The sequence below is a fragment of the Vibrio sp. 10N.247.311.12 genome (assembly GCF_041467515.1).
Classification (GTDB): domain Bacteria; phylum Pseudomonadota; class Gammaproteobacteria; order Enterobacterales; family Vibrionaceae; genus Vibrio; species Vibrio crassostreae_C.
Window position 1 is genome coordinate 26,663 of sequence record NZ_JBFSUV010000034.1, and the last position, 25,825, is coordinate 52,487.

Here is a 25,825-nt window from a genome sequence, read left to right on the forward strand (position 1 = left end):
GTCTGGGATCACTAACCAAAGGTGAGCGAATTACATGACTTGGTTAAGTCACTTGCCTCTACAACGAATCAGCAAGCTTTAGCAATACACTACGAATAAACAAAGGAGTTTTAGTTAACTCATGTACGGCGAAACAGGAAAGAGTAAGAGGGCACAAAGACCCTCTCTGGTTGTTGGTTACTTCAAGAAACCAAGCTCACGCATTAGATCGCCCATCTGTTTTTCTTGGTCTTCTAGGAAGGCGTAAAAATCTTTGTCAGCTTTGTAGTTGTCGATCCAACCGTTACGGTCACGAACCACTTGCCACTCATCGGTTTTGTACATTTTGCCAAGAGCTTCGTTCCACTCGTCGATTTTTGCTTGGCTTGTACCCGGTGCCGCAAAGAAACCACGCCAGTTAGCAAATACTGTCTCGTTGCCGTATTCAGTCAGTGTTGGGATGTTAGGCGCAGCGTCAAGACGCTTTGGAGCCGTCACAGCAAGCACTTTTACTTGGCCGGATTTAGACATCTCTAGTACTTCACCAAGGCCCGTTGAAAGCAGCTGTGTTTCGCCAGAAAGCAGTGCCGCCATCGCTTTACCGCCAGCATCGTAGGCAATGTAACGTACTTTCTTCGCATCAAAACCTTCGCCTTTGAACGCTGCCGCTACTACAAGGTGGTCCATGCTGCCACGAGCTGAACCGCCAGCAATCTTCACTTTACGTGGGTTGGTTTCGAACTCTTTAACGACGTCTTCCCAAGTGTCGTACTTAGAATCCGCAGGAGCGACGATTGCGCCGTAATCGGCAATGGTTGCTGCTACCGGAGTTAGGTCACGGAAAGATTGAGGGAAGATACCTGTCAGTGAACGAACAACGATAGGCGTTGAGTTCACCATTAGCGTGTCTTCTTGGCGTTGTGCTGTTTCGATTAGGTGAGCAATCGCTTTACCGCCACCGCCACCAGACAGGTTTTGGAAAGAGACATTTTCTACGATGTCTGATTTCACCAATACATCACCCGTACCACGAGCTGTCATATCCCAACCACCACCAGCGCCGCCAGGGATTAGGAAGTGGATTTTTTCTACGTCAGCAGCAAAAGTGTTGAAAGAAAAGGTTGCTGCGATGATAGAAGCCGCAAGAGTAGGTTTCAGTGCCTTGAACATGGTTCACGTTCCTTATGTAGGGGATCTCTTCAATGGAGAGAAACTTATGTTTTATTTCCAGCTACTAAACAGATGAGTAGGATATTGCTTAGCAGATGAAGCTAAAGTTAACGGTGTGTTAATGAAATGTCTGTAATGCGGCGATATTGAGAATAAAGAACATTGGATTAATATTGTTCATAAAGTTCACGGTAACGTGTTTTTGTCCATTTACTGTTGAATGATATCTGGATTCTAAAATCGTAGTTATTGTCTCAGAATGATTGAATTCATTGACAAAGTTTGGATTTAACTAGCGTTTTCTACTCGAGTGCATTGGTTGTTGGTCTATATTGTTAGATGTGACTACGATAACTATTTCTGCAAAAGAGTCAGGTGTATAGAGGTGTTAGATTTTAGATGTGGAATAATGAGTTACTATAGTTGATATGCAACTTAAGCGGTATTGATTGCGCTAGGCTGTTAACTTTGGAGTTGGCGATTATTCAAGGATGAAATAATGGCATTAAAAAAAATTTCGTTACGCTTTACCGTTGGAACAATGTTCATACTCGCGACTGTGCTAACGGCTGTGGTTGCGGTCTCTCTTCAATACTACTTCAGTAAAAAAATGGCGACGGAGAATACTCTGTCAAAGTTGACGATGGTATCTCATGACCTGAGTGATTATATCGGCGCGATTGACTCTGACGCAGCCAACACCGCGCGTTTACTTGCTACAGTGAAACGATCTATCAGTAACAAAATATCGAAAGAAGAGTCGCGTAGTATTCTTTCTGAAGCCATTAAAGATAACCCTCTCTTTTATAGTATTTACATTGGCTCATCCGATGAAAATTTCTTCCAAATTATTAACCTAGAATCTGCCCCTGTCGTTAGAGAAAAAATAGGAGCACAACAAACGGATCGTTGGGTTGTGGTTGAGATTCAAAATATAGGGCAGGAGCGAGTCCGGACAACGAAATACTTTGACCAAGAGTTTTCCCTCAGAAGCTCAACTACGGAGCAGAGCAACTACTTTCCAACGACCAGGCCTTGGTATGTTGCTGCCAATGTTCTGTCGGTCGAAAAAACTCAGCCATATCTTTTTCAGCATTTACAAATTACCGGACAAACTTATTCTTTAGCGTTTGAGTCGAAAATCGAATCTGAAATTCAACATGTGATTGGTATTGATATTGTGCTGTCTTCTTTGGCTAACAAATTATCAGGTACGGCGCTTGGATTAGCAGAAGATAGTAAGGTTGAGTCTTTCTTATATTCGAAATCGGGTAACATTATTGCGTCTAACCTCAAGGTTAATAATCAGGAATCGGAGTTTGATGTATCAAAACTGATGCTATCATCTGAGCAAAAAGCCTTGGTTAATGATACTCATCCGCTTTTAGTGTCTAATCAAAATGATTGGGGGCCGATGGACTTTTCAGTGGCGGGAAGACCAGACGGCTATGCGATAGACCTTCTCAAAATGATTGGTGGTATGACTGGGATCAGGTTTGAATTTGTGAATGGTTTTTCTTGGGGAGAGCTTGTTAATAAGTTTCAAGAAGGAACTATAGATGGGCTGCAATCGGTGCAAAATTATAAAAATAATGGCATAAGCGGCCTCTACACCACTCCAATCTATGATTTACCGTTTGCTATCGTGACCAGAGAAGACGCGAAGATTATTACTAATTATGCCGAGCTTGAGGATAAAAAAGTGGCCATTTTATCTGGGTGGTCAATTATTCCTAAGCTAAGGGAAGACTTTCCGAATATTGATTTAGTTGAGTTTGAAAACCTAGAGTCCGCATTTGATTCAATTGAAAGCGGAGAGAACTTTGCATTCTTAGACGCTGAACCCGTACTCTCGTTTGCATTAGATAGGTTTTTCCAACCAGGCCTTGTTGTAAATGGGGCTCTAGAAGATCTAAAACAGAACTACTCAAATCAATTCCATTTGGTGTTGCAGAGCAAGCATAAGCAATTGCTTCCAATTATTGACAAAGCTATCGGCAGGTTAAGTGATGAACAACTTGATACCTTAGCGAAAAAGTGGCTCCATGATACCGGCTTTAATACGAATACGACGGTTCCTTATATTGAACTTTATGATTTGACTAAGGAAGCAACGGTTGAAGGCAGTATGGTAAGGGTAGAGTTGAATGGCGAGATCAAGCATCTCTATTTAAAGAAAATAGACACGGGCGAACACTACTCTGAATATTTTGCGGTATTGATTCCCGAATCTGAAATCTTTAGTACAGTCAATAAACGTCTAGCAACCTCTGTTGGTATAACGATGTTACTGATGAGTTTGACGTTGCCTATTGCTTGGGGTTTTGGTGCACCGATAGTGCGTCCTATTCGTCAATTAGAGGAGGAGACTCATAAGATCAAGATGCGTGATTATGATAGTGTCGAGCTTGTTGACACTCGAATCAAAGAAGTATGGGAGCTGTCTGTGGCAGTGAAAGGCATGGCGGCAGAGATTAAGCAGCATGAACAGACACAAGAGGCGTTTGTGGAGTCGTTTATCAAGCTTATCGCCCAAGCTATCGATGATAAATCTGCTTATACGGCAGGGCACTGTAATCGTGTACCAAAACTCGGCTTGATGTTGGCTGATGCAGTTGAGAAATCACAGTCCGATCATTTCAAAGATTTTGAGTTTAAAAATGATGATGAACGTCGTGAATTCAGAATTGCGGCTTGGCTTCACGATTGTGGCAAGATCACGATACCCGAACACATCGTCGATAAAGGTACGAAGCTAGAAGCGAACTACAACCGAATTCACGAGGTGAGAACTCGATTTGAAGTACTTTGGCGTGATGCGGAAATCACCGCTTTGAGAAAGCAACTTGAAGGTACGCTATCAACGCAGCAAATTGCAGATGAGTTTGCGACAACCAAACAACAGCTACAAGATGACTTTACTTTTATCGCGACATCGAACGTTGGTGGTGAATTCATGAGTGAAGACAAAGTCGCTCGTATTCACGCGATAGCTGAGACGACTTGGACGCGTAACTTTGATGATCAACTTGGTTTATCACCGATAGAGGCGTTGAACCGAGAACCGAGTGCAAGTTTACCTGCGACAGAGCCACTGTTAAGTGATAAACCTGAACATATAGTGAGAAGAGATAGGCCGTTAGAGTTTGACCCGAAACATAAAATCAAAATGGATGTACCTGAGCACTTATATAACCTAGGCGAAGTCTACAATCTGAGTATTGCACGCGGCACGTTGACTGCAGAAGACAGATTCAAGATAAACGAGCACATGCTTGGCACGATTAAGATGCTTGAGAATCTGCCATTCCCGAAAGAGCTAAGCCGTGTTCCTCGCTATGCTTCGACGCATCATGAAACACTCAAAGGTACGGGATATCCAAGGAAGCTGACTGGTGATGACCTTTCAATCCCAGAACGTATTCTGGTGATCTCCGATATTTTTGAGGCGTTAACTGCTGCGGATAGGCCTTATAAGAAGGCGAAGCCAATCAGTGTTGCTGTCGACATCATGTACAAAATGGCGTTGGACGAGCATCTCGATATCGAACTGTTTAGATTGTTCTTAACCAGCGGTACTCACCTGCGTTATGCAGAAGAGTATCTCAAACCGGAACAAATTGATTTCGTTGATATCAACAAATACCTAGAAGTTACTCGTCAGATAGCTTGATTAAAGGTTGGCTTGTTAGAACGGGTTCGATGAATGAAAGGCGCACATGAGTGCGCCTTTTTTTATATCTGTGTATCGGTGAGCTGGTGGATAGATACGAAGGGGGCTGCTTTTGACAAGTTTCGGCTATAAGTTGTCGACATATCGATTTCAAATGATTTTAGGGTAGATAGGGGGTTAGTGACTCTTACTCTGATTAAATCGATAAATAACAGATGGTTGAGTTGTTTGTAGTGTCCTTTTGGATTAGTTTTAATCGTCTATGAAAAATACTACCTTAGTCTAAATTGTCGACAATTGGCTTGATTGTCGACAATTCAATCGTGTATTTTATGTTCATGTTATGAAATTGTTGACAGTTAGGGTCGGCAATCAGAAGTGAGCAGCGTGAATATGAATACTGCGATAAAAGATCTCACCTTAAGTGCAAACACGAAAACACGTGTGAGCAACAAAGAAAACACCAAGTCGGAAAATCTGACAGAGTATCTCGTTGAGGCGATTGTTAACGGTGAATTAGCACCGGGCAGTAAGATCTCGGAGCCTGAACTGGCTAAACGCTTCGAGGTAAGTCGAGGTCCATTACGTGAAGCGATAATGCGTGTGGAAGGGCTAGGGCTTATTGAGCGAATTCCTCATGTCGGCGCTCGAGTTATTACTTTTTCGGCAGACAAACTGCTAGAGCTTTACGCGGTGCGAGAGGCATTGGAAGGTATGGCTGCGCGATTAGCAGCGCGACATATCACACAAGAAGAGCTTATCGGGCTTGAAGGGTTATTGTCGACACACTCAAAGCACATCGATGAAGTCGAAGGTTCTTCTTACTTTCATCAACATGGGGATTTCGATTTCCATTATCGCATTATCAAAGCGAGTCGTAACAGCAAACTCATTTCGCTGCTGTGTGACGAGCTTTATCACCTATTACGAATGTACCGCTATCAATCGCCTAGGGCTCAGTCTCGACCAAAAGAGGCGCTCGATGAACACAAATACATCCTACAAGCGATTCGTAATCGCGATGAAGAGCTAGCAGAAATGCTAATGCGACGACACATCTCGGGCAGTCGATTGCTGATAGAACAACAAATTCAATCCAAAGATCTTGATTAACTGGCGACTGGTATTTGCCAGCGGTTCTTCGCTGGCTAGAGCTAAACATCAGTAGTCATAAAGATTAGAAATTAACAATTAACAAGGAGCGTCATTATGAAGTTATCAGCAGGAGCTAAGTTCCGACAAGCTGTGCAAGACAACGATCCATTGCAGATTGTCGGCACGGTGAATCCGTATTGCGCGATGATGGCAAAGAACTTGGGGCATCAGGCGATCTATTTGTCTGGTGGAGGTATCGCCAATGCGTCTTACGGTTTGCCTGATTTAGGTATCACCACATTGAACGATGTGTTGGTAGATGTTGAACGTATTACCAACGCGTGTGATCTGCCATTGCTGGTGGATATCGATACGGGATTTGGTGGCGCATTCAATATTGCACGTACGATTCGCGCTATGGAGAAGGCAGGCGCAGCAGCAATCCATATGGAAGACCAAGTGGCCCAGAAACGCTGTGGTCATCGACCAAATAAAGCGATTGTAAGTCAGCAAGAGATGGTCGATAGAGTCAAAGCGGCAACCGATGCTAGAACCGATGAAAGCTTTGTGATTATGGCACGTACGGATGCATTGGCGGTTGAAGGCATTGATAGCGCAATTGAGCGAGCGATAGCTTGTGTTGAAGCGGGCGCAGACATGATCTTCCCTGAGGCGATGAATCAACTCGATCAATACGTGAAGTTCTCGGCAGCGCTGAAATCAGCAACGGGCAAGCACGTGCCTATTCTTGCGAACATCACTGAATTTGGCCAAACACCACTCTACAGCTGTAACGAGTTAGCCCAATCAAGTGTCGACATGGTGCTTTATCCATTGAGTGCGTTCCGTGCGATGAACAAAGCGGCGGAGAATGTTTACAAACACTTGTTAGTTGAAGGTAATCAAGAAGCTTTGTTGGATTCAATGCAAACCCGTAAAGAGCTTTACGAACACCTGAATTACCACGACTACGAGAACAAGCTTGATCAGTTGTTTTCAAGCGAAGGGTAAACCGGTTTCAATTAATCAAAAATCAACTTAATCCAATAACGTGAAATGGTTAGTCGCCATATCCAGTACCGATGATAAAGATCATCGGATACATAAACAGGCAGCACCAAAGAGTGCAGGCGACTAACACAGAAAAGGAGTTCACCATGTCTGTATCTTTGAGTGATAAAGCAGCTGTCGAAAAGGCTTCAACAGAAAACCAACAACAAAGTGAAAAAACAGCCAGCGCACCTGTAATCGGTGGTGCTGGTCTTCGTGGCCAGAGTGCGGGAACCACGGCGCTATGTACGGTCGGAAAATCAGGAACTGGTTTAACCTACCGTGGTTATGATATTACCGATCTTGCTAATCATGCTCAGTTCGAAGAAGTGGCGCATCTGTTACTAAGAGGTCATTTGCCCAGTGAAAAAGAGTTAGACGATTACAAAACGTTGTTGATTGGTTTGCGCGGCTTGCCTCAACCTTTGAAAGCAGCACTAGAGCTTATCCCTGCAGACGCTCACCCAATGGATGTGATGAGAACGGGTTGTTCGATGCTAGGTAATCTAGAGCAAGAATCTGATTTTTCAGAACAATTGCCTGCGACTGAACGAATGCTCGCGCTTTTCCCTGCGATTATTTGTTACTGGTACCGCTTTAGTCATGATGGCGTGCGCATTGACACTGAAGATCAAAGCGAAGCATGTCTGGGTGGCTACTTCTTGAAGATGTTAACGGATAAAGCGCCGAGTGAACTTCACAAGAAGGTAATGCACTGCTCGCTCACCCTGTATGCGGAACATGAGTTTAATGCTTCGACTTTTGCCGCTCGTGTGTGTGCATCAACCCTGTCTGATATCCATTCGTGTGTCACCGCAGCGATTGGTACGTTGAGGGGCCCTTTACATGGCGGTGCGAATGAAGCCGCGATGGAAATGATCCAAGATTGGCAAACCGCCGATGAAGCGGAAGCGAACATCATGAATATGCTCGCCAACAAAGACAAAATCATGGGCTTCGGTCATGCCATTTATCGTGAGAGCGACCCACGAAATGCTCTAATCAAGCGTTGGTCAAAAGAGCTTGCTCAAGAGGTGGGAGATGAACAGCTTTACGCCGTTTCAGAGCGTGTTGAAGCGGTAATGAAGCGCGAGAAAGGGCTGTTCTGTAATGCGGACTTCTTCCATGCATCGGCTTACCACTTCATGGACATCCCAACCAAATTGTTTACTCCTATCTTCGTGATGAGCCGCCTTACTGGTTGGACGGCACACGTATTCGAGCAAAGAGAAAACAATCGCATCATTCGCCCAAGCGCAGACTACACTGGGCCAGAGCATCAAGACTGGCTGCCAATCCATTTACGTTAGTCCTCTATATCGAGCCGACTTATATCTCGAGGTGACTTTTATCTTCATGTGATAAGGCCTCGAGAACCAACGAATAGAATTTAACAGATAATGGTGGATGTATGTCTGATGTAAAACTTGAAAGAAACCAAGAGCTTGATGAAAACAAGTATCGAAAGGTTCTACCGGGAACGGGCTTAGAATATTTCGACGCTTGCGAAGCGGTAGAAGCAATATCCCCAGGTGTTTACAAAACCTTGCCTTATACGTCGAGAGTATTAGCAGAGCAATTAGTAAGACGCTGTGATCCTGAAACCCTTGAAGACAGCTTAAAACAGATCATTGACCGTAAGAGCGACCTAGATTTCCCTTGGTATCCTGCTCGCGTGGTGTGTCATGACATTCTAGGTCAAACAGCCCTAGTAGATTTGGCTGGATTAAGAGACGCGATTGCCGACCAAGGCGGAGACCCTGCCAAGGTGAACCCCGTTGTCGAAACCCAACTGATTGTTGATCACTCTTTAGCTGTGGAACATGCAGGCTTTGATAGTGAAGCGTTTGATAAAAACCGAGCGATTGAAGAGCGCAGAAACGAAGACCGTTTTCACTTTATCGAATGGTGTAAAACCGCGTTTAAAAACGTGAGTGTAATTCCTGCGGGTAACGGGATCATGCACCAGATTAACTTAGAGAAGATGTCTCCGGTTATTCAATCTAAAGAAGGCATCGCGTTTCCTGATACTTGTGTTGGTACCGATAGCCACACTCCTCACGTTGATGCTCTGGGTGTCATTGCCATTGGAGTCGGCGGCTTGGAAGCTGAGACAGTGATGCTCGGTCGCCCGTCAATGATGCGTTTGCCTGATATTGTGGGCGTTAAACTGACTGGTCAACGACAAGAAGGGATAACCGCAACGGATATTGTGCTCGCAATAACGGAGTTCCTTCGCAATGAGAGAGTGGTTTCAAGCTATTTGGAATTCTTCGGTGAAGGCGCGCGTGCACTGACCATTGGTGACCGTGCGACTATATCTAACATGACGCCAGAATACGGCGCGACTGCGGGTATGTTCTATATCGATGAACAGACCATACAATACCTAAAGCTGACAGGACGCGAGCCTGAACAGGTTGAGTTAGTTGAGCTATACGCTAAGCAAACTGGCTTATGGGCCGATGATTTAGATTCCGCTCAATACGAACGTGTGCTTGAGTTTGATTTGTCTAAAGTTGAGCGCAACCTTGCAGGGCCATCCAATCCACATCGTCGTTTACCAACCAGTGAACTTGCCAAACAAGGCATCAGCCAAGCTTCTTGGAAAGAGCAACACGCTGAACAATATTCTGATGAACAAATGCCAGATGGTGCCGTGATCATTGCGGCGATTACTTCTTGTACCAATACCAGTAACCCAAGAAATGTCGTCGCCGCAGCATTGGTTGCGAAGAAGGCCAATCAGCTTGGATTAGTTCGTAAGCCATGGGTAAAAACGTCATTCGCGCCAGGCTCAAAAGTTGCCAAGCTTTATCTTGAGTCCGCCGGTTTGTTGCCTGAACTGGAAAAACTAGGCTTCGGTATCGTCGGTTATGCGTGCACAACCTGTAATGGAATGAGTGGTGCGTTGGATCCTAAAATTCAACAAGAGATCATCGACCGTGACCTATATTCAACCGCTGTGCTATCGGGGAATCGAAACTTCGATGGTCGAATTCACCCTTATGCCAAACAAGCGTTTTTAGCATCACCGCCATTGGTCGTCGCTTATGCCTTAGCTGGTACGATTCGCTTTGATATCGAAAAAGACAGCTTAGGTACAGACAGCAACGGAAAATCGATCTATTTAAGTGACTTGTGGCCGAGTGATGCAGAGATCGATGCAGTGGTCGGTGAACATGTTAAGCCTCAGCAATTCCAACAAATCTACGTGAAAATGTTCCAGCCAGACGAGGAACAGGTGACTACTGAACCGCTTTATGACTGGCGACCTCAAAGTACCTATATTCGCAGACCACCTTATTGGGAAGGAGCTCTGGCGGGAGAGCGAAGCCTATCTGGTATGAGACCTTTAGCGATTTTGGGTGACAACATCACCACAGATCACTTATCCCCTTCAAATGCGATTCTCGCTTCGAGCGCTGCGGGGGAATACCTCACCAAAATGGAAGTGCCGGAAGAGGACTTTAACTCTTACGCGACCCATCGAGGCGATCACTTAACCGCGCAACGAGCAACATTCGCCAACCCTAAGCTGTTTAACGAAATGGTGAAGGACGCTGGAGAAGTCGTGCAAGGTTCATTAGCAAGAGTTGAACCTGAAGGTCAAGTTACGCGAATGTGGGAAGCGATTGAAACCTACATGAATCGTAAACAACCCTTGATTGTCGTGGCGGGTGCCGATTATGGACAAGGTTCATCACGTGACTGGGCAGCCAAAGGTGTGCGTCTAGCGGGTGTTGAAGTGATTGTTGCTGAAGGATTTGAACGAATTCACAGAACCAACTTGGTTGGCATGGGCGTGCTGCCTTTGCAATTCAAAGCGGGGACCAATCGCAACACCTTAGAACTGGACGGCACCGAGCTTTACGACGTGTACGGTGACATTGAAGCAGGTTCTGATTTGGCTCTAGTCATCACTCGTAAAAACGGTGACACGCTGGATGTTCCTGTGACCTGCCGACTAGACACGGCAGACGAAGTGAATGTTTATAGCGCTGGTGGCGTATTGCAACGTTTCGCTAAAGACTTTCTCGCACAGTAGGAGCTTATGATGACAAATAAACAGATAAAAGTACGTGCTACCTACATGCGGGGCGGAACAAGCAAAGGCGTTTTCTTCAACTTAAGTGACTTACCTGAAGCTGCGCAAGTTGCCGGAGAAGCACGAGACGCATTACTTCTGCGCGTGATTGGCAGTCCAGACCCTTATGGCAAACAAACCGATGGCATGGGTGGCGCAACATCGAGTACTAGCAAAACTGTGATTGTTTCGAAGAGCAGCAAAGCCGATCACGATGTTGATTATCTCTTCGGTCAAGTAGCAATAGAAAAGCCGTTTGTCGATTGGAGTGGTAACTGCGGAAACCTATCTGCGGCAGTTGGCCCATTTGCTATTCATAGTGGCCTAGTCGACTCGAATCGCATTCCAGAAAACGGTGTGGTCGAGGTGCGAGTATGGCAAGTGAATATAGAGAAAACCATTATTGTTCATGTACCTATCGCTGATGGTGAAGTCCAAGAGTTGGGTGATTTTGAACTCGATGGCGTCACTTTCCCAGCTGCTGAAATCCAAGTCGATTTTCTAGACCCCGCCGATGCGAGTGGTTCAATGTTTCCAACAGGGAATGTTGTCGATTTTTTAGATGTTCCCGAATTGGGCTGCATCAAAGCGACATACATCAACGCAGGAATACCAACCATTTTTGTTGATGCTGAATCGGTTGGTTATCAAGGCACAGAGCTTCAATCGGATATCAACAGCGATTCAAAAGCCTTGGCATTATTTGAATCCATCCGAGCACATGGCGCGGTTGCGATGGGGCTGATTGATTCTTTAGAACAAGCTGAATCACGCCAACACACACCGAAAGTCGCGTTTGTTGCTAAGCCTCAAGTGTATCAAGCTTCAAGTGGTAAATCGGTATTAGCTGACGATACCGACCTTCTGGTGCGAGCTTTGTCTATGGGGCAATTGCATCACGCCATGATGGGCACCGCTGCGGTCGCCATTGCTTCAGCGGCAAGTGTGCCAGGTACGTTAGTGAACTTGGCGGCCGGTGAGGGAAGTCGTGATTTCGTGACCTTTGGCCACCCGTCAGGAACCTTAAAAGTGGGTGCTAAAGCTATTCAGACGGAAAGCGGTTGGCAAATAGAACGGGCGATTATGAGTCGTAGTGCCCGAGTGATCATGGAAGGTGCCATCCGTGTGCCTTTTCCTAAGTAAAGCGATTGTCGTGAACGGTTTAATGTTCACGAACACAACGCTGAGAAAAGAGTGCACCCAAGTGACATTGCTAAAAGCTAGTCGCTTGAACAAATGGATAAATCATGGAGGAGGCACTATGTCTGCTACGAATCGAATGAACAGAAAAACCGATTATATCACCGAGTATCAATGGGCGAGGGAAGACCCCAATTCGTTTTGGGAAACACAAGCACAAGCGATAGATTGGTTTGAACCACCAAAAACGATATTACAAACTGACGATAACGGTATTGAGCGTTGGTTTCCTGATGGGGTGATGAACACCTGCTGGTTGGCGCTTGATTACCATTGTGAAAATGGGCGAGGTGACAATACCGCACTGATTTACGACTCTCCAGTTACAGGAACTCAATCCTCGTACACTTACAATCAATTGCGTAACCAAGTGGCTAAAGTCGCTGGTATGTTAGCCACGCAAGGCGTTACCAAAGGTGATCGTGTGGTGATCTACATGCCAATGATTCCTGAAGCGGCGATGGCAATGTTGGCCTGTGCACGACTAGGTGCGGTGCATTCGGTGGTGTTTGGTGGTTTTGCCCCTCATGAGCTTGCCGTTCGAATTGAAGATGCCGAGCCCAAGGTGTTGATTACTGCATCCTGCGGTGTCGAGATAAATAAAGTCCTGCCATATAAGCCGATGGTCGATCGCGCGATCATGGACAGCCGATGGAAGCCTGAGAAAGTGGTGGTATTCCAAAGAGAGCAGTCTCTAGCCGAATTGAACAACGAACGTGATGTACTTTGGCAGCAAGCTGTTGAGGATGCTTTGCCTCACGTATGTGTGCCTGTTCTAGCGACTGACCCACTATATATCTTGTATACATCAGGGACGACGGGTAAGCCAAAAGGCGTGGTGCGCGATAATGGTGGTCATGCGGTCGCGATGAAATACTCGATGAGCACTATCTACGATATGCCGCAAGATGGTGTGTTTTGGGCGGCTTCTGATGTCGGCTGGGTAGTGGGGCATTCCTATATTGTGTATGCGCCATTGATTCATGGTTGCACAACCATCTTGTTTGAAGGAAAGCCAGTTAGAACGCCAGATCCGGGGGCATTCTGGCGTGTGTGTGAAGAGTACAACGTCGATGTGTTATTTTCTGCGCCAACGGCATTTAGAGCTATCAAGAAAGAAGATCCTGAAGGCGATTTACTCACCAAGTATGACTTATCATCGCTCAAGTCGATTTTTATGGCGGGAGAGCGTTTGGACCCGCCAACATTGGATTGGGTTGAGTCTCATACCAATAAACCGGTTATTGACCACTGGTGGCAAACCGAAACGGGTTGGGCTATTTCTGCCAATCCGACAGGGCTGGAATCTTTGCCAGTGAAAGCAGGTTCTTCAACTAAGCCTGTGCCCGGTTACCAAGTCGAGATTCTTAATGAATTGGGTGAAACGGCACAGCCTAATCAGCAAGGCTTTGTTGCACTCAAACGTCCACTACCACCCGGTTGTCTGCCAACGGTTTGGCGTAATCATGATCGATTTGAATCTGGCTATCTGAGCCAGTTCCCGGGCTATTATGTTTCTGGGGACGGTGGCTATCTCGATGAAGATGGGTATCTATTTATTATGGGTCGTATCGACGATGTGATAAACGTAGCGGGACACCGTCTGTCGACTGGAGAAATGGAAGAGATCGTGGGTGGTCACCCAGCCATTGCAGAATGTGCGGTAGTCGGGATTCACGATGACTTGAAAGGACAACTTCCTTTAGGTCTAGTTGTGTTAAAAGATGGCGTAAAAGTCGATGGCATTGAGTTGCAAAGGGAATTGGTTGGCAAGGTTCGTAATGAGATCGGCGCGGTAGCTTGTTTTAAGCAAGCCTTGGTTGTTGAGAGGTTACCTAAGACACGCTCAGGTAAGATCTTACGTAGAACGATCCGGCAGATCGCAGAAGGTGAACAATATGTGGTGCCTTCAACTATTGACGACCCTACCAGCTTAACTGAAATTGCTGAAAAGCTCGGCAAATAGACGTCGCAGTTTAGGTAATCTCACCTTCGGCTTGTTGATTTATACATAATCCGGCGTGATGGTTTACCTAAACTCCAGTTTATTCATCCGCTTATCCATTGCGTTTACTATGACTTCATTATGAATCCCACATATTGAGGTCTTTTTATGCGAGCTTACTTTTTGTTGATTGCTTTATTGGTCAGTGGTGCTGCTAGTGCCAGTATTTCAAAGGATGAAGCGAGTAGAGCGTTGTTAGAACCTTTGAGTCATCCCAAGGTATTTAAATGTGTATCAAAGACTGGCGTCGATCTCTATCAAGCGGTTTTTGATATTGGTGTGGGATATGAAGCCGACCCTATTAACTCGAAGATGATCGTTAATTCAAGGAAAGGCCGCTACGAATATCAAATCTTAGGCGCAGTAAGGTCTGAAAGAGCTGGTGAAATTGTCGTGTTAACTCGCCATGTGGGAGACGGTGTTAAAGTTGCGGCTATGATTGATGACGAAAATGGCAAGATACTGGGGATCGGCGATAAAAATCATTATCGAGATTGTGGTGTTAGGCCACCACCTAGCGTAGCAAACATGCAAAACTTTTGGTCTAAAGGCTAAGAGATATGTGAAAGGCAAGAATTATAGAGAAAGCGCGATTGAGGCGACCTTATTGGTCGCCTTTTTTGTTGGTGAGGATAAAGCGAGCTCAAAGCTATATATCATTAATCAGTTATGCGATGGCTGAATAATACATAGCTGAACATGATGTATCGTCTAAACGTGGCTTTATTTATCTCATTAACGGCTCTGCTTAAGATGGTTCTACTCAAAACGAAGAACTAAGCGAGACTCCTATGAAATTCACTAAACCTTTTCTTTTAGCGACACTGATTGTGACTCTTTCTGGTTGCGCATCACCAGCAATGGATAACGAAAATGAGAATGCCGCACGTAATCGTGGTGCGGTAGGTGGTGCTTTATTAGGAGCAACAGCCGGCGCTCTAACTGGAGATGCGAGTTTAGCCGTTAAGGGCGCTGCATTAGGTGGTGTGACCGGTGGTGTTGCGGGTTCAATGAAAGATACGGACGATGCAAGAAACGCACAACGAACCCAAGTTACTGCTGATGGTCTAGCGCAAGACAATCGCACTGATGCAGAAAAGCGAGTTGCGGAAGTAGAGGCGGAAATTAAGCTTATTGAACTGGAACAACAGCTTGCTGATCTCAAAGAAGAGAAAGAAGATAACGGTGCATAAAGCTGAAGCTACAGCAAAAGCCACAGCAAAAACCATAGCTTCGATATTCGTTTAATTCAAAATCATTCAAACAGAATGGCCACGTAATGTGGCCGTTTTTGTATCTAAAATACACACTTCAAACAATGAATTAATTCAATAACTTGTATAGATACTCACGGCAAGTAAACTAGACTCAGTTTAGATATTAATTTGGTTTGAGAAGCGCAATAGTCATGAATGTCACCTTAAGGGCCGCAAAGCACGCGGATTTGGAACAACTTAACGAGTTAATGTTCGATCTCCACCATTATCACCACCTTGCTAGCCCAGAGCACTTTAAAACGGCAGAAGAGATTGAGCAGGAAAAAAGCATTGCACGATACTTGGATGACCCTGAATGTTTGGTTTATGTGGCATTAAAAGGTGAGCTCATTGTTGGCTTTATCTCTGGGCATTTTTGTGAGCTTATCTCAACGGTCAGCAAACCAGTGCCGATGGGAAGTGTCGATGAACTGTTTGTCTTGCCTGATTATCGAAAAGAATCGATTGCTGAAAAGTTGTTTAACAAAGTTGAAAGTACTTTTGATGATTATGGGGTTGAACAAGTCTTTGTAGAAGTTTGGGACTTTAACTTGCCTGCCAAGGACTTCTATCAAAAAATGGGGTTCACACCTCACATTCAATGGATGAGGAAGGCTTTGCACAAAACGTAGACAGCGATTTTGTGTGGCTTTGATTACAATAGTTCAACTGCAAAAGCAGTCTTCAATATTCTTCTATTATTTTTTAGGTAAACTCGTTGGTTATTCGATATTTATTAGTTTTCATACTGTCTCTTTTGAGTACTACTTCCGCTTGGGCAAACGACACTTTGCCCGATCATATCGCGGGCGCCTTGTGTGTAGTACGTGCTGATAACCAAATCGTGTTGGTTGATGAGTTGATCACAGGTCAATTGTCTCTACCGGGAGGCACTGTTGTTTCAGGTGAGCCGCCAGCAGTCGCGGCGCAACGTGAAACGTGGGAAGAGGCGGGTTTGTCGGTAACGGTCGGTGATGTGCTAGGTTATACCGACAGTGCCGTCGTGTTTGATTGTATTTCTGACTCGGAAGTGATCAGCTACAAGGCTCGGAATGAGTTAGGTGGCTTTGAGCTGCCGATTTGGTTTGCGCCTCATTATGGCGTGGAAGTCAGCCGAGCGATGTTACTTCCTCCTACTGAATTACAAGATCACCAATACCGCTACCCAGAACAGTGGTCTGAGATTAACGAGCTGTTTTTATCTGCGACAGATCAACCGGTGACGTATGTGGCTGAGCTGGTGGGCGCGGCACCCAAAGTCCATCAAGTTGAATTAAATTGGATTGTATCGCTTCAAAACGCGTTCGATAAGATGCCAAGCGTATTTGCGAATACTGTGCTTTTGACTGACTTGTTGGCCAAGCCATGGGTCTTCATTGTGATATTGCCGTTAATTGCTTGGTACTTTGGCCGTAACTTCGCGTTGAAGTTTGGCTTCACTTTGATCTCGGTGACACTACTTACTTTAATCGCGCACCAAGGTTTTGGTTTTCCACGTCCACACGCTTACTTGCCAACATTGAAACTGGTGATGAGCAGTGGGTATAGTTTTCCAAGTCTGTTGGCTGCCTTGTGGGTCAGTTTAACCTTGTTAGTTTTTTGGAAACTAAAGCGCCTCTTGGAGCAAAAATCGATTCTGATAGTGCTCGCTGGCCTGCTGTGGATCATGCTATTTAAGTCTTATTCAGGCAGTGCGTTTTTTAGTGATGTATTAATGGGTGGTGTATTAGGCGCTTTAACGACGTGGCATATCGTGAGATTAGACGCGAAACCGGATGTTGATATTAGCGCCTTATTGAGTTCTAAAGGTGTTTGGTGGGCATTGTGCTTACTGTCGATTGTTCTGACGGTGATATGGCCACTGCCAACATTCTCATTCTGGGTGGCGATTTTGATGACGATTGCATGCTTAGTAACGTTAACGGATTCGAAGCCTTTGGTCGGCCAGTTCTCATTCAAGATTGTATTTGGAGTGATGGCGATGTTGTTAGCGGGGAATCTGCTGATTAGCTGGGCAGGAAGTTTCGTCTCATTCAGTGGCATCGCTTCATTTATCGTTGAGACCTTACGTTTCCCAATCTTGATTCTATTTGGTGTAGTGGCGTTTCGTCTGCCATGGAAAAGAGAGTAGGCGAACCGACTAATATAAAATCAAAAAAGGCTGTGCAGTGCACAGCCTTTGTCATTTCTGCAACAAGCAAAAAGTAATTCTTATTAGAACCTGTTGAGCGTTTATGAGTTGAAGATAAACTTCTCAATCGCGACCGCTACACCATGGTCGTCGTTGCTAGCTGTGATGTGATCCGCCAGTTTCTTGGTTTCTTCCATTGCGTTTTCCATTGCAATGCCAAGGCCTGCGTATTCAAGCATATGGTGATCGTTTTCAGCATCACCCATGCAGATGACTTCTTCCGCTTTAATACCTAAGTGTTTCGCTATCGCTTCAATACCGACACCCTTGTTTGATTTCGGGTTTAGGAACTCTAAGAAGAATGGTGCACTTTGTACGATAGTAAACTGAGTCTTAAGCTCTTGTGGCAACTTACCGATGATTTCAGTCAGCTTGCTTGGTTCAGCGACAATCATAGTTTTGATGATTTCGTGGTCATCTTCTAGTTGAGAAAAGTCGAACTCGGTTATATCTAAGCAATTAATACGCGCTTCAATACCAGTGTACTCATTGTTCTCAGGTGTGATTAAGCCGTGGATCTTGCTGAAAGCATGGACATAACCACCAAGCTGTTGAGCGAGGGCAGCAATCTCTTTTGCGGCTTTGCCGTTGCTGATCTCACTGTGAATGATCTCTTTTGTCGATACGTTCTGAACCATAGAGCCGTTGTAGAAGAGTACAAAGTCATCTTCGCCGTCAATCGAAAGCTCATCTAATTTGCTTTGCATGCCTTCTAAAGGGCGACCAGAAGCGAGAACTACTTTCACACCTGCAGCTCGTGCTTTGGCGATTGCGTCTTTGTTCTCTTGAGAAATCACTTTTTCACTGTTGAGTAGTGTGCCATCCATATCAAGAGCAATCAGTTTGTACATGTTGTTCCTTACTAAAAAATTAAAAGCTAACGAAATCTATGGGCGAAAGGATAAGGGAACTTGAAAGTTCAGGCTAGGGCTTTGATCAACTCATTTATCAGTACTCATTTGTTTGACCAAAAGGGGGAAGTGCTTTAAGGTCTGCGGTTGATTAATTTCATCAAATGATTGAGCTGAGGGAAAGTTGTACAAGATTAATGAAATGTTTGAAACCATTCAGGGTGAGGGCGTGTTTACTGGCGTTCCCGCTGTTTTTGTTCGTCTGCAAATTTGCCCAGTGGGCTGTTCTTGGTGTGATACCAAGCAGACCTGGGAAGCGTTGCCAGAAGAGGAAACCAGCCTTGGCGATATTATGGTTAAGACAGAAGATTCACCTACTTGGTCAGCAATCGATGCTCAAGGAATCGTGAATGAATATATCAAGCAAGGTTACACTGCTAAGCACATTGTGATTACTGGTGGTGAGCCATGCATTTATGATCTTGTTCCTCTTACTGAAGCGTTTGAGCAGCACGGTTGTCGCTGTCAGATTGAGACTAGCGGAACATCAGAAGTTAAAGCCACACCGGACACTTGGGTTACGGTGTCACCGAAGGTGGCGATGAAAGCGAAACTGGAAATCTTAGATAGCGCCTTGCAACGTGCTAACGAAATTAAGCATCCAGTAGGTACAAGCAAAGACATCGAACAACTTGACGGTTTATTGGAGCGAGCAGCAGTTCCTAACGACACTGTTATCGCTCTGCAACCAATCAGCCAAAAAGACCGCGCTACTCAGCTTTGTATTGATACCTGCATTGAGCGCAATTGGCGCTTATCAATACAAACTCACAAATATTTGAGCATCGCATAGGTTGTATTTTTACTGGGCAAGATAAGTCGCTAGTAGAAGGTTCTCGTAAGGATTTAAGATGAAAAAAGCAGTGGTAGTATTCAGTGGTGGTCAAGACTCAACAACGTGTCTTGTTCAAGCATTAAAAAAGTATGATGAAGTTCATGCGATTACGTTTGATTATGGTCAGCGCCATAGACTCGAGATTGAAGTTGCTGAGTCATTGTCGAAAGAGCTTGGTGTGAAAGCGCACAAAGTGATGGATGTGACTCTGTTGAATGAACTGGCTATCAGCTCTTTGACTCGTGACGATATTCCTGTGTCTCATGAGCTGCAAGAGAATGGGCTGCCGAATTCATTCGTTCCTGGTCGTAATATTCTATTTCTGACTCTAGCGGGTATTTACGCTTACCAAATCGGTGCTGAAACCGTGATTACAGGTGTGTGTGAAACAGACTTTTCTGGTTACCCTGATTGTCGTAATGACTTTGTGAAGGCGATGAACTCTGCACTTGTACAAGGTATGGACAAGCAGCTTGATATCAAAACACCGCTAATGTGGTTAAACAAGGCTGAGACATGGGCGCTAGCAGACCAGTACTCAGCACTTGAACTTGTTAGAAACAAAACACTGACTTGTTACAACGGCATTGTTGGTGATGGCTGTGGCGATTGTCCGGCATGTGAACTGCGTAAAGTTGGCCTTAACGATTACCTCGGTGATCGCGAAAGCATCATGGCTGAGTTGGTTCGCAAACAGGCTGAGAATAAATAATTTCAGGTAAATCAATCGGTTCGTTATATGCATCAATAATGCAGTTTCGGCCGTTGCTTTTGGCTTGATAGAGTGCTTGGTCGAGCACTGAATACAAGTCATCAAAGTCACTTAATGCGTTTGAGGTTGCTAGATAAGCAAAACTCGCGGTCACATTAAGTGACTTTTTGCTTTCTGATAAAAAGACAGTGCTTGAAATGGCGTAGTGCAACTCTTCAACGCGTTCTCGTACCTCTGCTGGTGGGGTATCGGTTAACATGATGACAAATTCTTCACCCCCTAAGCGACCAAACAATTCACCATTCACTAAGTGTTTTCTAATTTGATCACTAATATGGACCAGTGCCCGATCACCAGTAGGGTGCCCATACTCATCATTAATCTTCTTAAACTTATCTAGATCGAGCAGCACGAGCACATGCTGTTTGTCCGTCCCTTTACAGCGTTTCACTCTTTTGATTCTTCGAATTATCTCAGTTCGGCTATATGCTTTCGTTAAGCCATCAATTGCTGCTTTTGCGCGAACCGTTTTGTTTATCAATACCGTGAAGCTTGCAGCGCAAAGCAACAGAATAACAACGATGTTGTACATCCATCTTTGATGTTCCATTTTTTCAATTTGAACGCGGTCGAGTTTCGTCTGATGTGTCAGGAAAGAGCTTTCTAGTTCTTGTTCATATTTGGCGTGCGTCAGGCCGAGCGCTTCGAGTGCGAGTCGATTGTCGATATCTCTAGCTTCCATTTGTATTGACGAGTATCGCTGGTAGAAATAGAAAGCTTGTTGGTAATCGCTGAGTGATTGATGAATATCAGAAAGCTGAAGAAGTGACTGCGCGATGTATTTATGCCTTGTGACTTGTTCAGCTAATTCTAGCGCTTGTTGAGCATAGTTGAGTGCTTCCGTTGGCAGTTTCTGTTCTTCGAACATATCGCTGATCGCCAAGTAAGCATTGATGCGAATGACATCATTGCTCAGTTCGCTCGAAGCTGAAAGAGACTCAATTAGGTAGGTTCTCGCCACATCATAGTTTTTCGTTTGAGTGTACGCTTTTCCTAAGCCAAGACTTGTGAGTGCAATACCGTAGCTATGCGACGTTGAGCTCAGCAGTGTTCTTGCTGTCTGAAAGTGGTGAATTGCTAGTTCACTTTGCTCTTGGTTAAGGTAGAGATCCGCAAGGCTGTGATGCACTTGTGCTTTCATTAAATCTGAAGCGTTTACTCTGAGAATGAGAGCTTGCTCTAGATACTCCGCCGATTTTTCATATTGCTTTAATTCTTTGAGCAAGTTACCCACATCGTTGTAAACCCCTGAAATATCATGCCCTTGTGGAAACACGTTTATTAGTGATAGGTAGGTGTCTAGTGCAGCTTGATAGTCACTGCGGAAATGATGATTGTTCGCGATGACTCGATAAGTCCCGAATTTTGGTAATACAGGGTCAGCGATGTCATGTAAATCTGACTGAAGGGCAGAGCAGTAATAGTTCGCTTGATGGTATTTAGCTTGCTCGTTAAGCGATCGGCATAGCTGGTACTTTAGTAAGGCTTTACCAGTTAAATCACTGCGAGATTGCATTTTCGCCAAAAGTCTTAGAAAGCCTTGTTGTGCTTGTTCATATTGGCCTTTGCCGTCTTTCCTCAGAGCAGAAATAAACGCTGTTTCTATCGCTTGGTAGTCATTGTCGTTTGAAGCGATTCCGTAGAACGGCTGATCTCGGTGGCTCATGTATTGATACAGAAGAGACGCAAGGTAAAGCTTATCTCCATAAACCGTTGAGCCGATGTAGCGTGTTTGCAGCATGTTTAATGCGCGCTCAGGAGAGTGGTTTAAAGTAGAGAGATAAAGCGCGTTCCAATCAGCATTTGGAGTAGAGCTTAGATTGGAGGTATAGACTGGTGAATTGTGGTCACGATCTGATGTTGATACTTGGCTATAAGAACAAAAGCTAATGAATAGTAGAAAGGTAACAAAAACGAAGTGATTCACAAGAGACGATCAATCAGATAAAGAACAATATTCTATTATTAGTTTGATGTTGCTTCAAATTTTGAATGGTGCGACTACGTGGTTATGCGAGGTAGGTCTCTAATTTATTGATACTAATCAGAGGTATATCGGTCGCGCGAATCGTGCGACCGATATCGGAAATTAGATGTATAATTTCGCTAGGTCAGAAGGCTCAAGTTCTTTGCCTTCTAATGTTGCATTCCAGTTAGTACCAACAAGAACGCCGTCTTCAGCAAGAGTCAGTAACCAATCTTCTACAAAGATATCTAGTGGAATTTCTAATACTTCGAAGTCAGCCCACTCTTCAACGTTGTGAGTTTGAGCATCTTCTTTTGAAGACCAGAATGGCATCACTTCGCTGTTTTCGAATTCACTTGAGTCACATGCTAGCCAACCTTCTTCGTTACGAAGGCCCCATACAAGTTTAGTTTCTTGTGTTTCAGAAACGAAAAGTTCTAGATTTACTTGAGTATCAGCGGTTAGTTTGCTCATGGATTAATTCTCTATGTTGATAACGTGACAAGATTAACATTATAGACGGCTTAGGTATATGCTATTTAAGGAATTATAAGCGTACTGAAACGCTACCTAAAGATAACGTTTCAGATGAGGCATAACTAAGAGTGGTTACTTTCCAATTTTTGTAAAAATATGCCATTCTTCTTTGATGTTGCCTTTGAATCCGGCGACAGAAGCGACAACTTTTCTATTGAGCGCATGGTTGATTTTGGTTCCCTCTTCATTAGAAACGGTATCCCCGTAGCCAACGATTGTCACTCTAGATGGTTGTATACCATTACTTATTAGGGCTCGCCTTACATTTGATGCTCGTTCTTTCGATAAGTCTAAGTTGTGAGCCGCGTTTCCGACTTTACTCGCGTAGCCTTGTAGACGAATGGTTGTGCTTTCATACCGCTTTAAAAACGCGGCCATTTGACGAATTTGGCCAAGAAAAACAGGATTGATTTCTGTTGAATTGTTGGCAAATAAGATGTGAAGTTCTTTCTGTTCCGTTGACTCGAAATAAGAGCCGCAGCCGTCATTATCGATTTCAGCGCCAATCTGTGTATCAACACATAAATCACGGGCGTTGATAACACCATCATTGTCGTCGTCTTCTAGATCGTAACTTTGTACGCTCTCTGGGAGCGCTCGATACTCGAACTCTTCATCGTTTGTTTCAGCTAAAATGTTGGCAGAAGCAACCAATAGACAGAGTGGAAATACAGCTTTTAGCAGCTTCATTAATATTCTACCTTTTCATTCCATTCTTGGGGGATATCGACACGTAAACCTGTCAGTAAATTACCGGTTGCGTTCATGACCCGGTATTTAGCATATTGTTCATCGTACTTGGCATCTAAATAGCCTTTACGAGCTTCAAAGAGCTCATTTTCAGTGTTAAGTAAATCGAGAAGTGTTCGTTTACCGATGCGGTATTGCTTCTCGTAAGAGATAACCGTATCTGATGCTGAGTCTACGTGATCTGATAAGAACTCTTTCTGTTGTACGGTTAAATCAAGTGCGCTCCATGACAAGCGTAGGCTCTCTTCTACATTACGATATGTACTTTCACGCAGATCTTTGGCCTTATTTAATTGGTAAGCAGCACTTTCAGCGCGGTCTTGATCAGCGCCGCCGTTATACAAGTTATATCTCAAGCGGACCATTGCGGAAAATTCGTCACTACTCCCTTCGTTGCCACCTGCGTCATCACGCCAGGTTTGCGCGGCTTCGAAAGAAACAGTCGGATAATTTGAACTTTTAGACTGTTTATATTGGAATTTAGCGGAGTCCACATCGGCTTGTGCAATTTTAATAACAGGATGTTGGTTGAAAGCTTTCGCAAGAGCGCCATCTACGGTGTAAGGAATTGCTCCAGTGTCTGCTCGCGGAAACACTAACCCCAAAGGTGACTGTCCAACAATACGTTTAAATTGAGTATGCGTATCAAACAAATTATTTTGTGCTGCGAGCAAGTTACCATGAGCTTTCGCAATACGAGCTTCTACTTGGGACATATCTGCTGTAGAGCCAATGCCAGATTCGACACGTTTTCGAATATCTCTATAGATATCCTTGTGTGTTGCCAGGTTGTTTTCAGACAGGGTGAGGACTTCATAAGCTTTCACTGCATCAAGGTATACTTTGGTGACCTCGAGAGCGATATCTTGGGCGTTGGAGAGTAATTGGTAACGAACAGATTCTGCATCAGCCGCGGTACGATCAATATCGTTGGAAGTATTTGCTCCATCCCAAATTAACTGAGTCAAAGTAATCGTCGCTTCTTTACGCGTCAGATCTGTTGAATTTGTATTGGTCACTAGATCGGTATGCTCATAACCAATCCCACCATCTAGATCTATACTTGGACGATAAGCACCGCCAGAAGCATCGTTAACGTAACGTTTACTTACGTACTCATTATAAGCACTTTTAATTTCAGGATTGCTTTCCAACGTAAAAGCGACGGCTTGCTCAAGAGTTTGTGCCGCAGCTGGAAAGGTCATTGCTATAGCTAGCCCTAAGGTCGTCGTTTGAATCCTATTCAATTTGCATCTCTCCAAAATGAGTCACACCTGAGTCTTAATTTTGCACGATGATATACAAAATTCAGATGAACCGCCAAAAAAATTACGATCGCTACAACTGGCGCTCGCAAATGGTTGTAAATTTGTTAACCGATCACTGTGCGTATTGTGATGTTTTAATGCACTTAGAACACCTATTAATATGTCAATTATTTTTCGTTAGCACAATAACTTATATCAAATTTAAGAGCGCTTTAAGTATTGATGAGTGTGACCATTGTCATCATGGTGTATATGACCTTGTTAAAATATGCATTCATAACTATGAATTATATGGTGTTAGGTGTTATATTTTGTCTAATATTATAAATACAATGTCACTATTTTGACGTTTTGATTGAAAATGGGTTTTAGGGGTTTATATGGACATGACAGTATTGAATGTGAGCGGTGCATTAGCACTTGGCCAGCGCATTGTTATTTCGGTAGATGGTACAATTAAAGTCCTAGAAGACGGCCAGCCATTGCAATCGGGGGATGTCATTCTTGAATCCCAGAGCGAAAACTCTGAATCTCCAATTTCAGTCAAGCGTTTTTCGCCTGAAGATGGCGGTGAAGTTGAACTAGACCAAGACATTGCAAATATCTTTGCGGCTTTAGAAGAAGGTCAGGATCCGACGGAGCTAGGCGAAGAATTTGCAACGGCAGCTGGTGAAAGTGGTTCAAGCCTAGTAAGTAGCGGGACTATTGAGCGCGACGGTGAAGAAACCATTCCAGGTACTGAATTTGTAACGACGGGCTTTGAAGCGCTGGGAATGTCTCGTACTCAAAGCTTGAGTCTTCTTGATGCTTTCCGTTCGGTTGACCAACCGGATAGCCTAGGCACAGACAGCGAGACCATAGTTGACACAACAGCTCCAGATGCGCCAACACTGACACTGGATACGGACTCTGGCTCAGCGGCGGATGACTTCTTAACCAACGACGGTAGCTTCACAGTCGGTGGCACCGAAGATGGCGCGACAGTCGAATATCTCGTTGATGGAAACTGGACGACAACGGCTCCAGTACCAACGGAAGGTGACAACACGATCGCCGTTCGTCAAACCGATGCAGCGGGAA

19 protein-coding genes and 1 pseudogene are annotated in these 25,825 nt (G+C 44.5%); 14 read left to right on the plus strand and 6 right to left on the minus strand.

From position 1 onward, the window contains the following. Window positions 1-177 precede the first annotated feature (177 nt). Window positions 178-1,149 carry a tripartite tricarboxylate transporter substrate binding protein gene (locus AB6E30_RS15295; RefSeq protein WP_136974310.1) on the minus strand — a complete coding sequence of 324 codons (972 nt, stop codon included), beginning with the start codon at window positions 1,147-1,149 and terminating at the stop codon, window positions 178-180. 499 nt (window positions 1,150-1,648) lie between these two features. Between AB6E30_RS15295 and AB6E30_RS15300 the strand changes: the two genes are divergently transcribed. The 11 genes from AB6E30_RS15300 to AB6E30_RS15350 all read left to right on the plus strand — a co-directional run bounded on the left by AB6E30_RS15300 (window position 1,649) and on the right by AB6E30_RS15350 (window position 17,646). Beyond that, the gene (locus tag AB6E30_RS15300; protein WP_136982897.1) at window positions 1,649-4,822 is read left to right on the plus strand and encodes an HD domain-containing phosphohydrolase; all 3,174 of its coding nucleotides are present in this window, start codon (window positions 1,649-1,651) and stop codon (window positions 4,820-4,822) included. A gap of 393 nt (window positions 4,823-5,215) precedes the next feature. After that, window positions 5,216-5,935 carry a GntR family transcriptional regulator gene (locus tag AB6E30_RS15305; RefSeq protein ID WP_108152223.1) on the plus strand — a complete coding sequence of 240 codons (720 nt, stop codon included), beginning with the start codon at window positions 5,216-5,218 and terminating at the stop codon, window positions 5,933-5,935. Between the two features lie 96 nt (window positions 5,936-6,031). Further along, window positions 6,032-6,928 (plus strand): methylisocitrate lyase, encoded by an 897-nt coding sequence (gene prpB, locus AB6E30_RS15310; protein WP_017062292.1) that lies wholly within the window; start codon window positions 6,032-6,034, stop codon window positions 6,926-6,928. A gap of 146 nt (window positions 6,929-7,074) precedes the next feature. Further along, on the plus strand, window positions 7,075-8,277 hold the full coding sequence (gene prpC, locus AB6E30_RS15315) for a 2-methylcitrate synthase (protein WP_372104219.1): 1,203 nt from the start codon (window positions 7,075-7,077) through the stop codon (window positions 8,275-8,277). A gap of 101 nt (window positions 8,278-8,378) precedes the next feature. Continuing rightward, entirely contained in the window at window positions 8,379-11,015 is a 2,637-nt protein-coding gene (acnD, locus tag AB6E30_RS15320; RefSeq protein ID WP_372104222.1) for a Fe/S-dependent 2-methylisocitrate dehydratase AcnD, read from the plus strand. Between the two features lie 9 nt (window positions 11,016-11,024). Beyond that, window positions 11,025-12,197, plus strand: a complete 1,173-nt coding sequence (prpF, locus tag AB6E30_RS15325) for a 2-methylaconitate cis-trans isomerase PrpF (RefSeq protein ID WP_372104248.1) — start codon at window positions 11,025-11,027, stop codon at window positions 12,195-12,197. 118 nt (window positions 12,198-12,315) lie between these two features. Further along, on the plus strand, window positions 12,316-14,220 hold the full coding sequence (locus AB6E30_RS15330; protein ID WP_372104225.1) for a propionyl-CoA synthetase: 1,905 nt from the start codon (window positions 12,316-12,318) through the stop codon (window positions 14,218-14,220). Between the two features lie 147 nt (window positions 14,221-14,367). Then, complete coding sequence (locus AB6E30_RS15335) at window positions 14,368-14,814, plus strand: hypothetical protein (RefSeq protein WP_050648228.1); 447 nt, start codon at window positions 14,368-14,370, stop codon at window positions 14,812-14,814. A 236-nt stretch (window positions 14,815-15,050) separates the two neighbouring features. Beyond that, window positions 15,051-15,452, plus strand: a complete 402-nt coding sequence (locus AB6E30_RS15340; RefSeq protein WP_017062298.1) for a glycine zipper domain-containing protein — start codon at window positions 15,051-15,053, stop codon at window positions 15,450-15,452. A gap of 215 nt (window positions 15,453-15,667) precedes the next feature. Continuing rightward, complete coding sequence (locus tag AB6E30_RS15345; protein WP_372104228.1) at window positions 15,668-16,147, plus strand: N-acetyltransferase family protein; 480 nt, start codon at window positions 15,668-15,670, stop codon at window positions 16,145-16,147. 86 nt (window positions 16,148-16,233) lie between these two features. Then, complete coding sequence (locus AB6E30_RS15350; protein ID WP_372104230.1) at window positions 16,234-17,646, plus strand: NUDIX domain-containing protein; 1,413 nt, start codon at window positions 16,234-16,236, stop codon at window positions 17,644-17,646. 101 nt (window positions 17,647-17,747) lie between these two features. Here the strand turns inward: AB6E30_RS15350 and AB6E30_RS15355 are convergent, their stop codons facing one another. Continuing rightward, a complete protein-coding gene (locus AB6E30_RS15355; protein WP_102428957.1) occupies window positions 17,748-18,557 on the minus strand; it encodes a Cof-type HAD-IIB family hydrolase in 810 nt (269 codons plus the stop codon). Window positions 18,558-18,741: 184 nt separating this feature from the next. Here AB6E30_RS15355 and queE point away from each other — a divergent pair, with 184 nt between their 5' ends. Then, the gene (gene queE / locus AB6E30_RS15360) at window positions 18,742-19,410 is read left to right on the plus strand and encodes a 7-carboxy-7-deazaguanine synthase QueE (protein WP_346762947.1); all 669 of its coding nucleotides are present in this window, start codon (window positions 18,742-18,744) and stop codon (window positions 19,408-19,410) included. A gap of 58 nt (window positions 19,411-19,468) precedes the next feature. Beyond that, window positions 19,469-20,164, plus strand: a complete 696-nt coding sequence (gene queC / locus AB6E30_RS15365) for a 7-cyano-7-deazaguanine synthase QueC (protein ID WP_372104233.1) — start codon at window positions 19,469-19,471, stop codon at window positions 20,162-20,164. On the opposite strand, the gene AB6E30_RS15370 is transcribed toward queC, so the two are convergent. From AB6E30_RS15370 to AB6E30_RS15385, 4 genes are all read right to left on the minus strand, one after another. Next, window positions 20,124-22,151: a diguanylate cyclase gene (locus tag AB6E30_RS15370; protein ID WP_372104236.1), complete on the minus strand. Its 2,028-nt coding sequence runs from the start codon at window positions 22,149-22,151 to the stop codon at window positions 20,124-20,126. The genes queC and AB6E30_RS15370 overlap by 41 nt on opposite strands. Window positions 22,152-22,313: 162 nt before the next feature. Further along, window positions 22,314-22,664, minus strand: coding sequence for a DUF2750 domain-containing protein (locus tag AB6E30_RS15375; protein ID WP_372104239.1), 351 nt, complete (start codon window positions 22,662-22,664; stop codon window positions 22,314-22,316). Between the two features lie 135 nt (window positions 22,665-22,799). Further along, complete coding sequence (locus AB6E30_RS15380) at window positions 22,800-23,417, minus strand: OmpA family protein (RefSeq protein ID WP_010438560.1); 618 nt, start codon at window positions 23,415-23,417, stop codon at window positions 22,800-22,802. Beyond that, window positions 23,417-24,682 carry a TolC family outer membrane protein gene (locus AB6E30_RS15385; RefSeq protein WP_010438562.1) on the minus strand — a complete coding sequence of 422 codons (1,266 nt, stop codon included), beginning with the start codon at window positions 24,680-24,682 and terminating at the stop codon, window positions 23,417-23,419. Before AB6E30_RS15385 ends, AB6E30_RS15380 begins: the two co-directional genes overlap by 1 nt. 443 nt (window positions 24,683-25,125) lie before the next feature. On the opposite strand from AB6E30_RS15385, the pseudogene AB6E30_RS15390 reads away from it, so the two are divergent. After that, window positions 25,126-25,825: pseudogene (locus AB6E30_RS15390) on the plus strand (hypothetical protein); the annotation flags it as partial.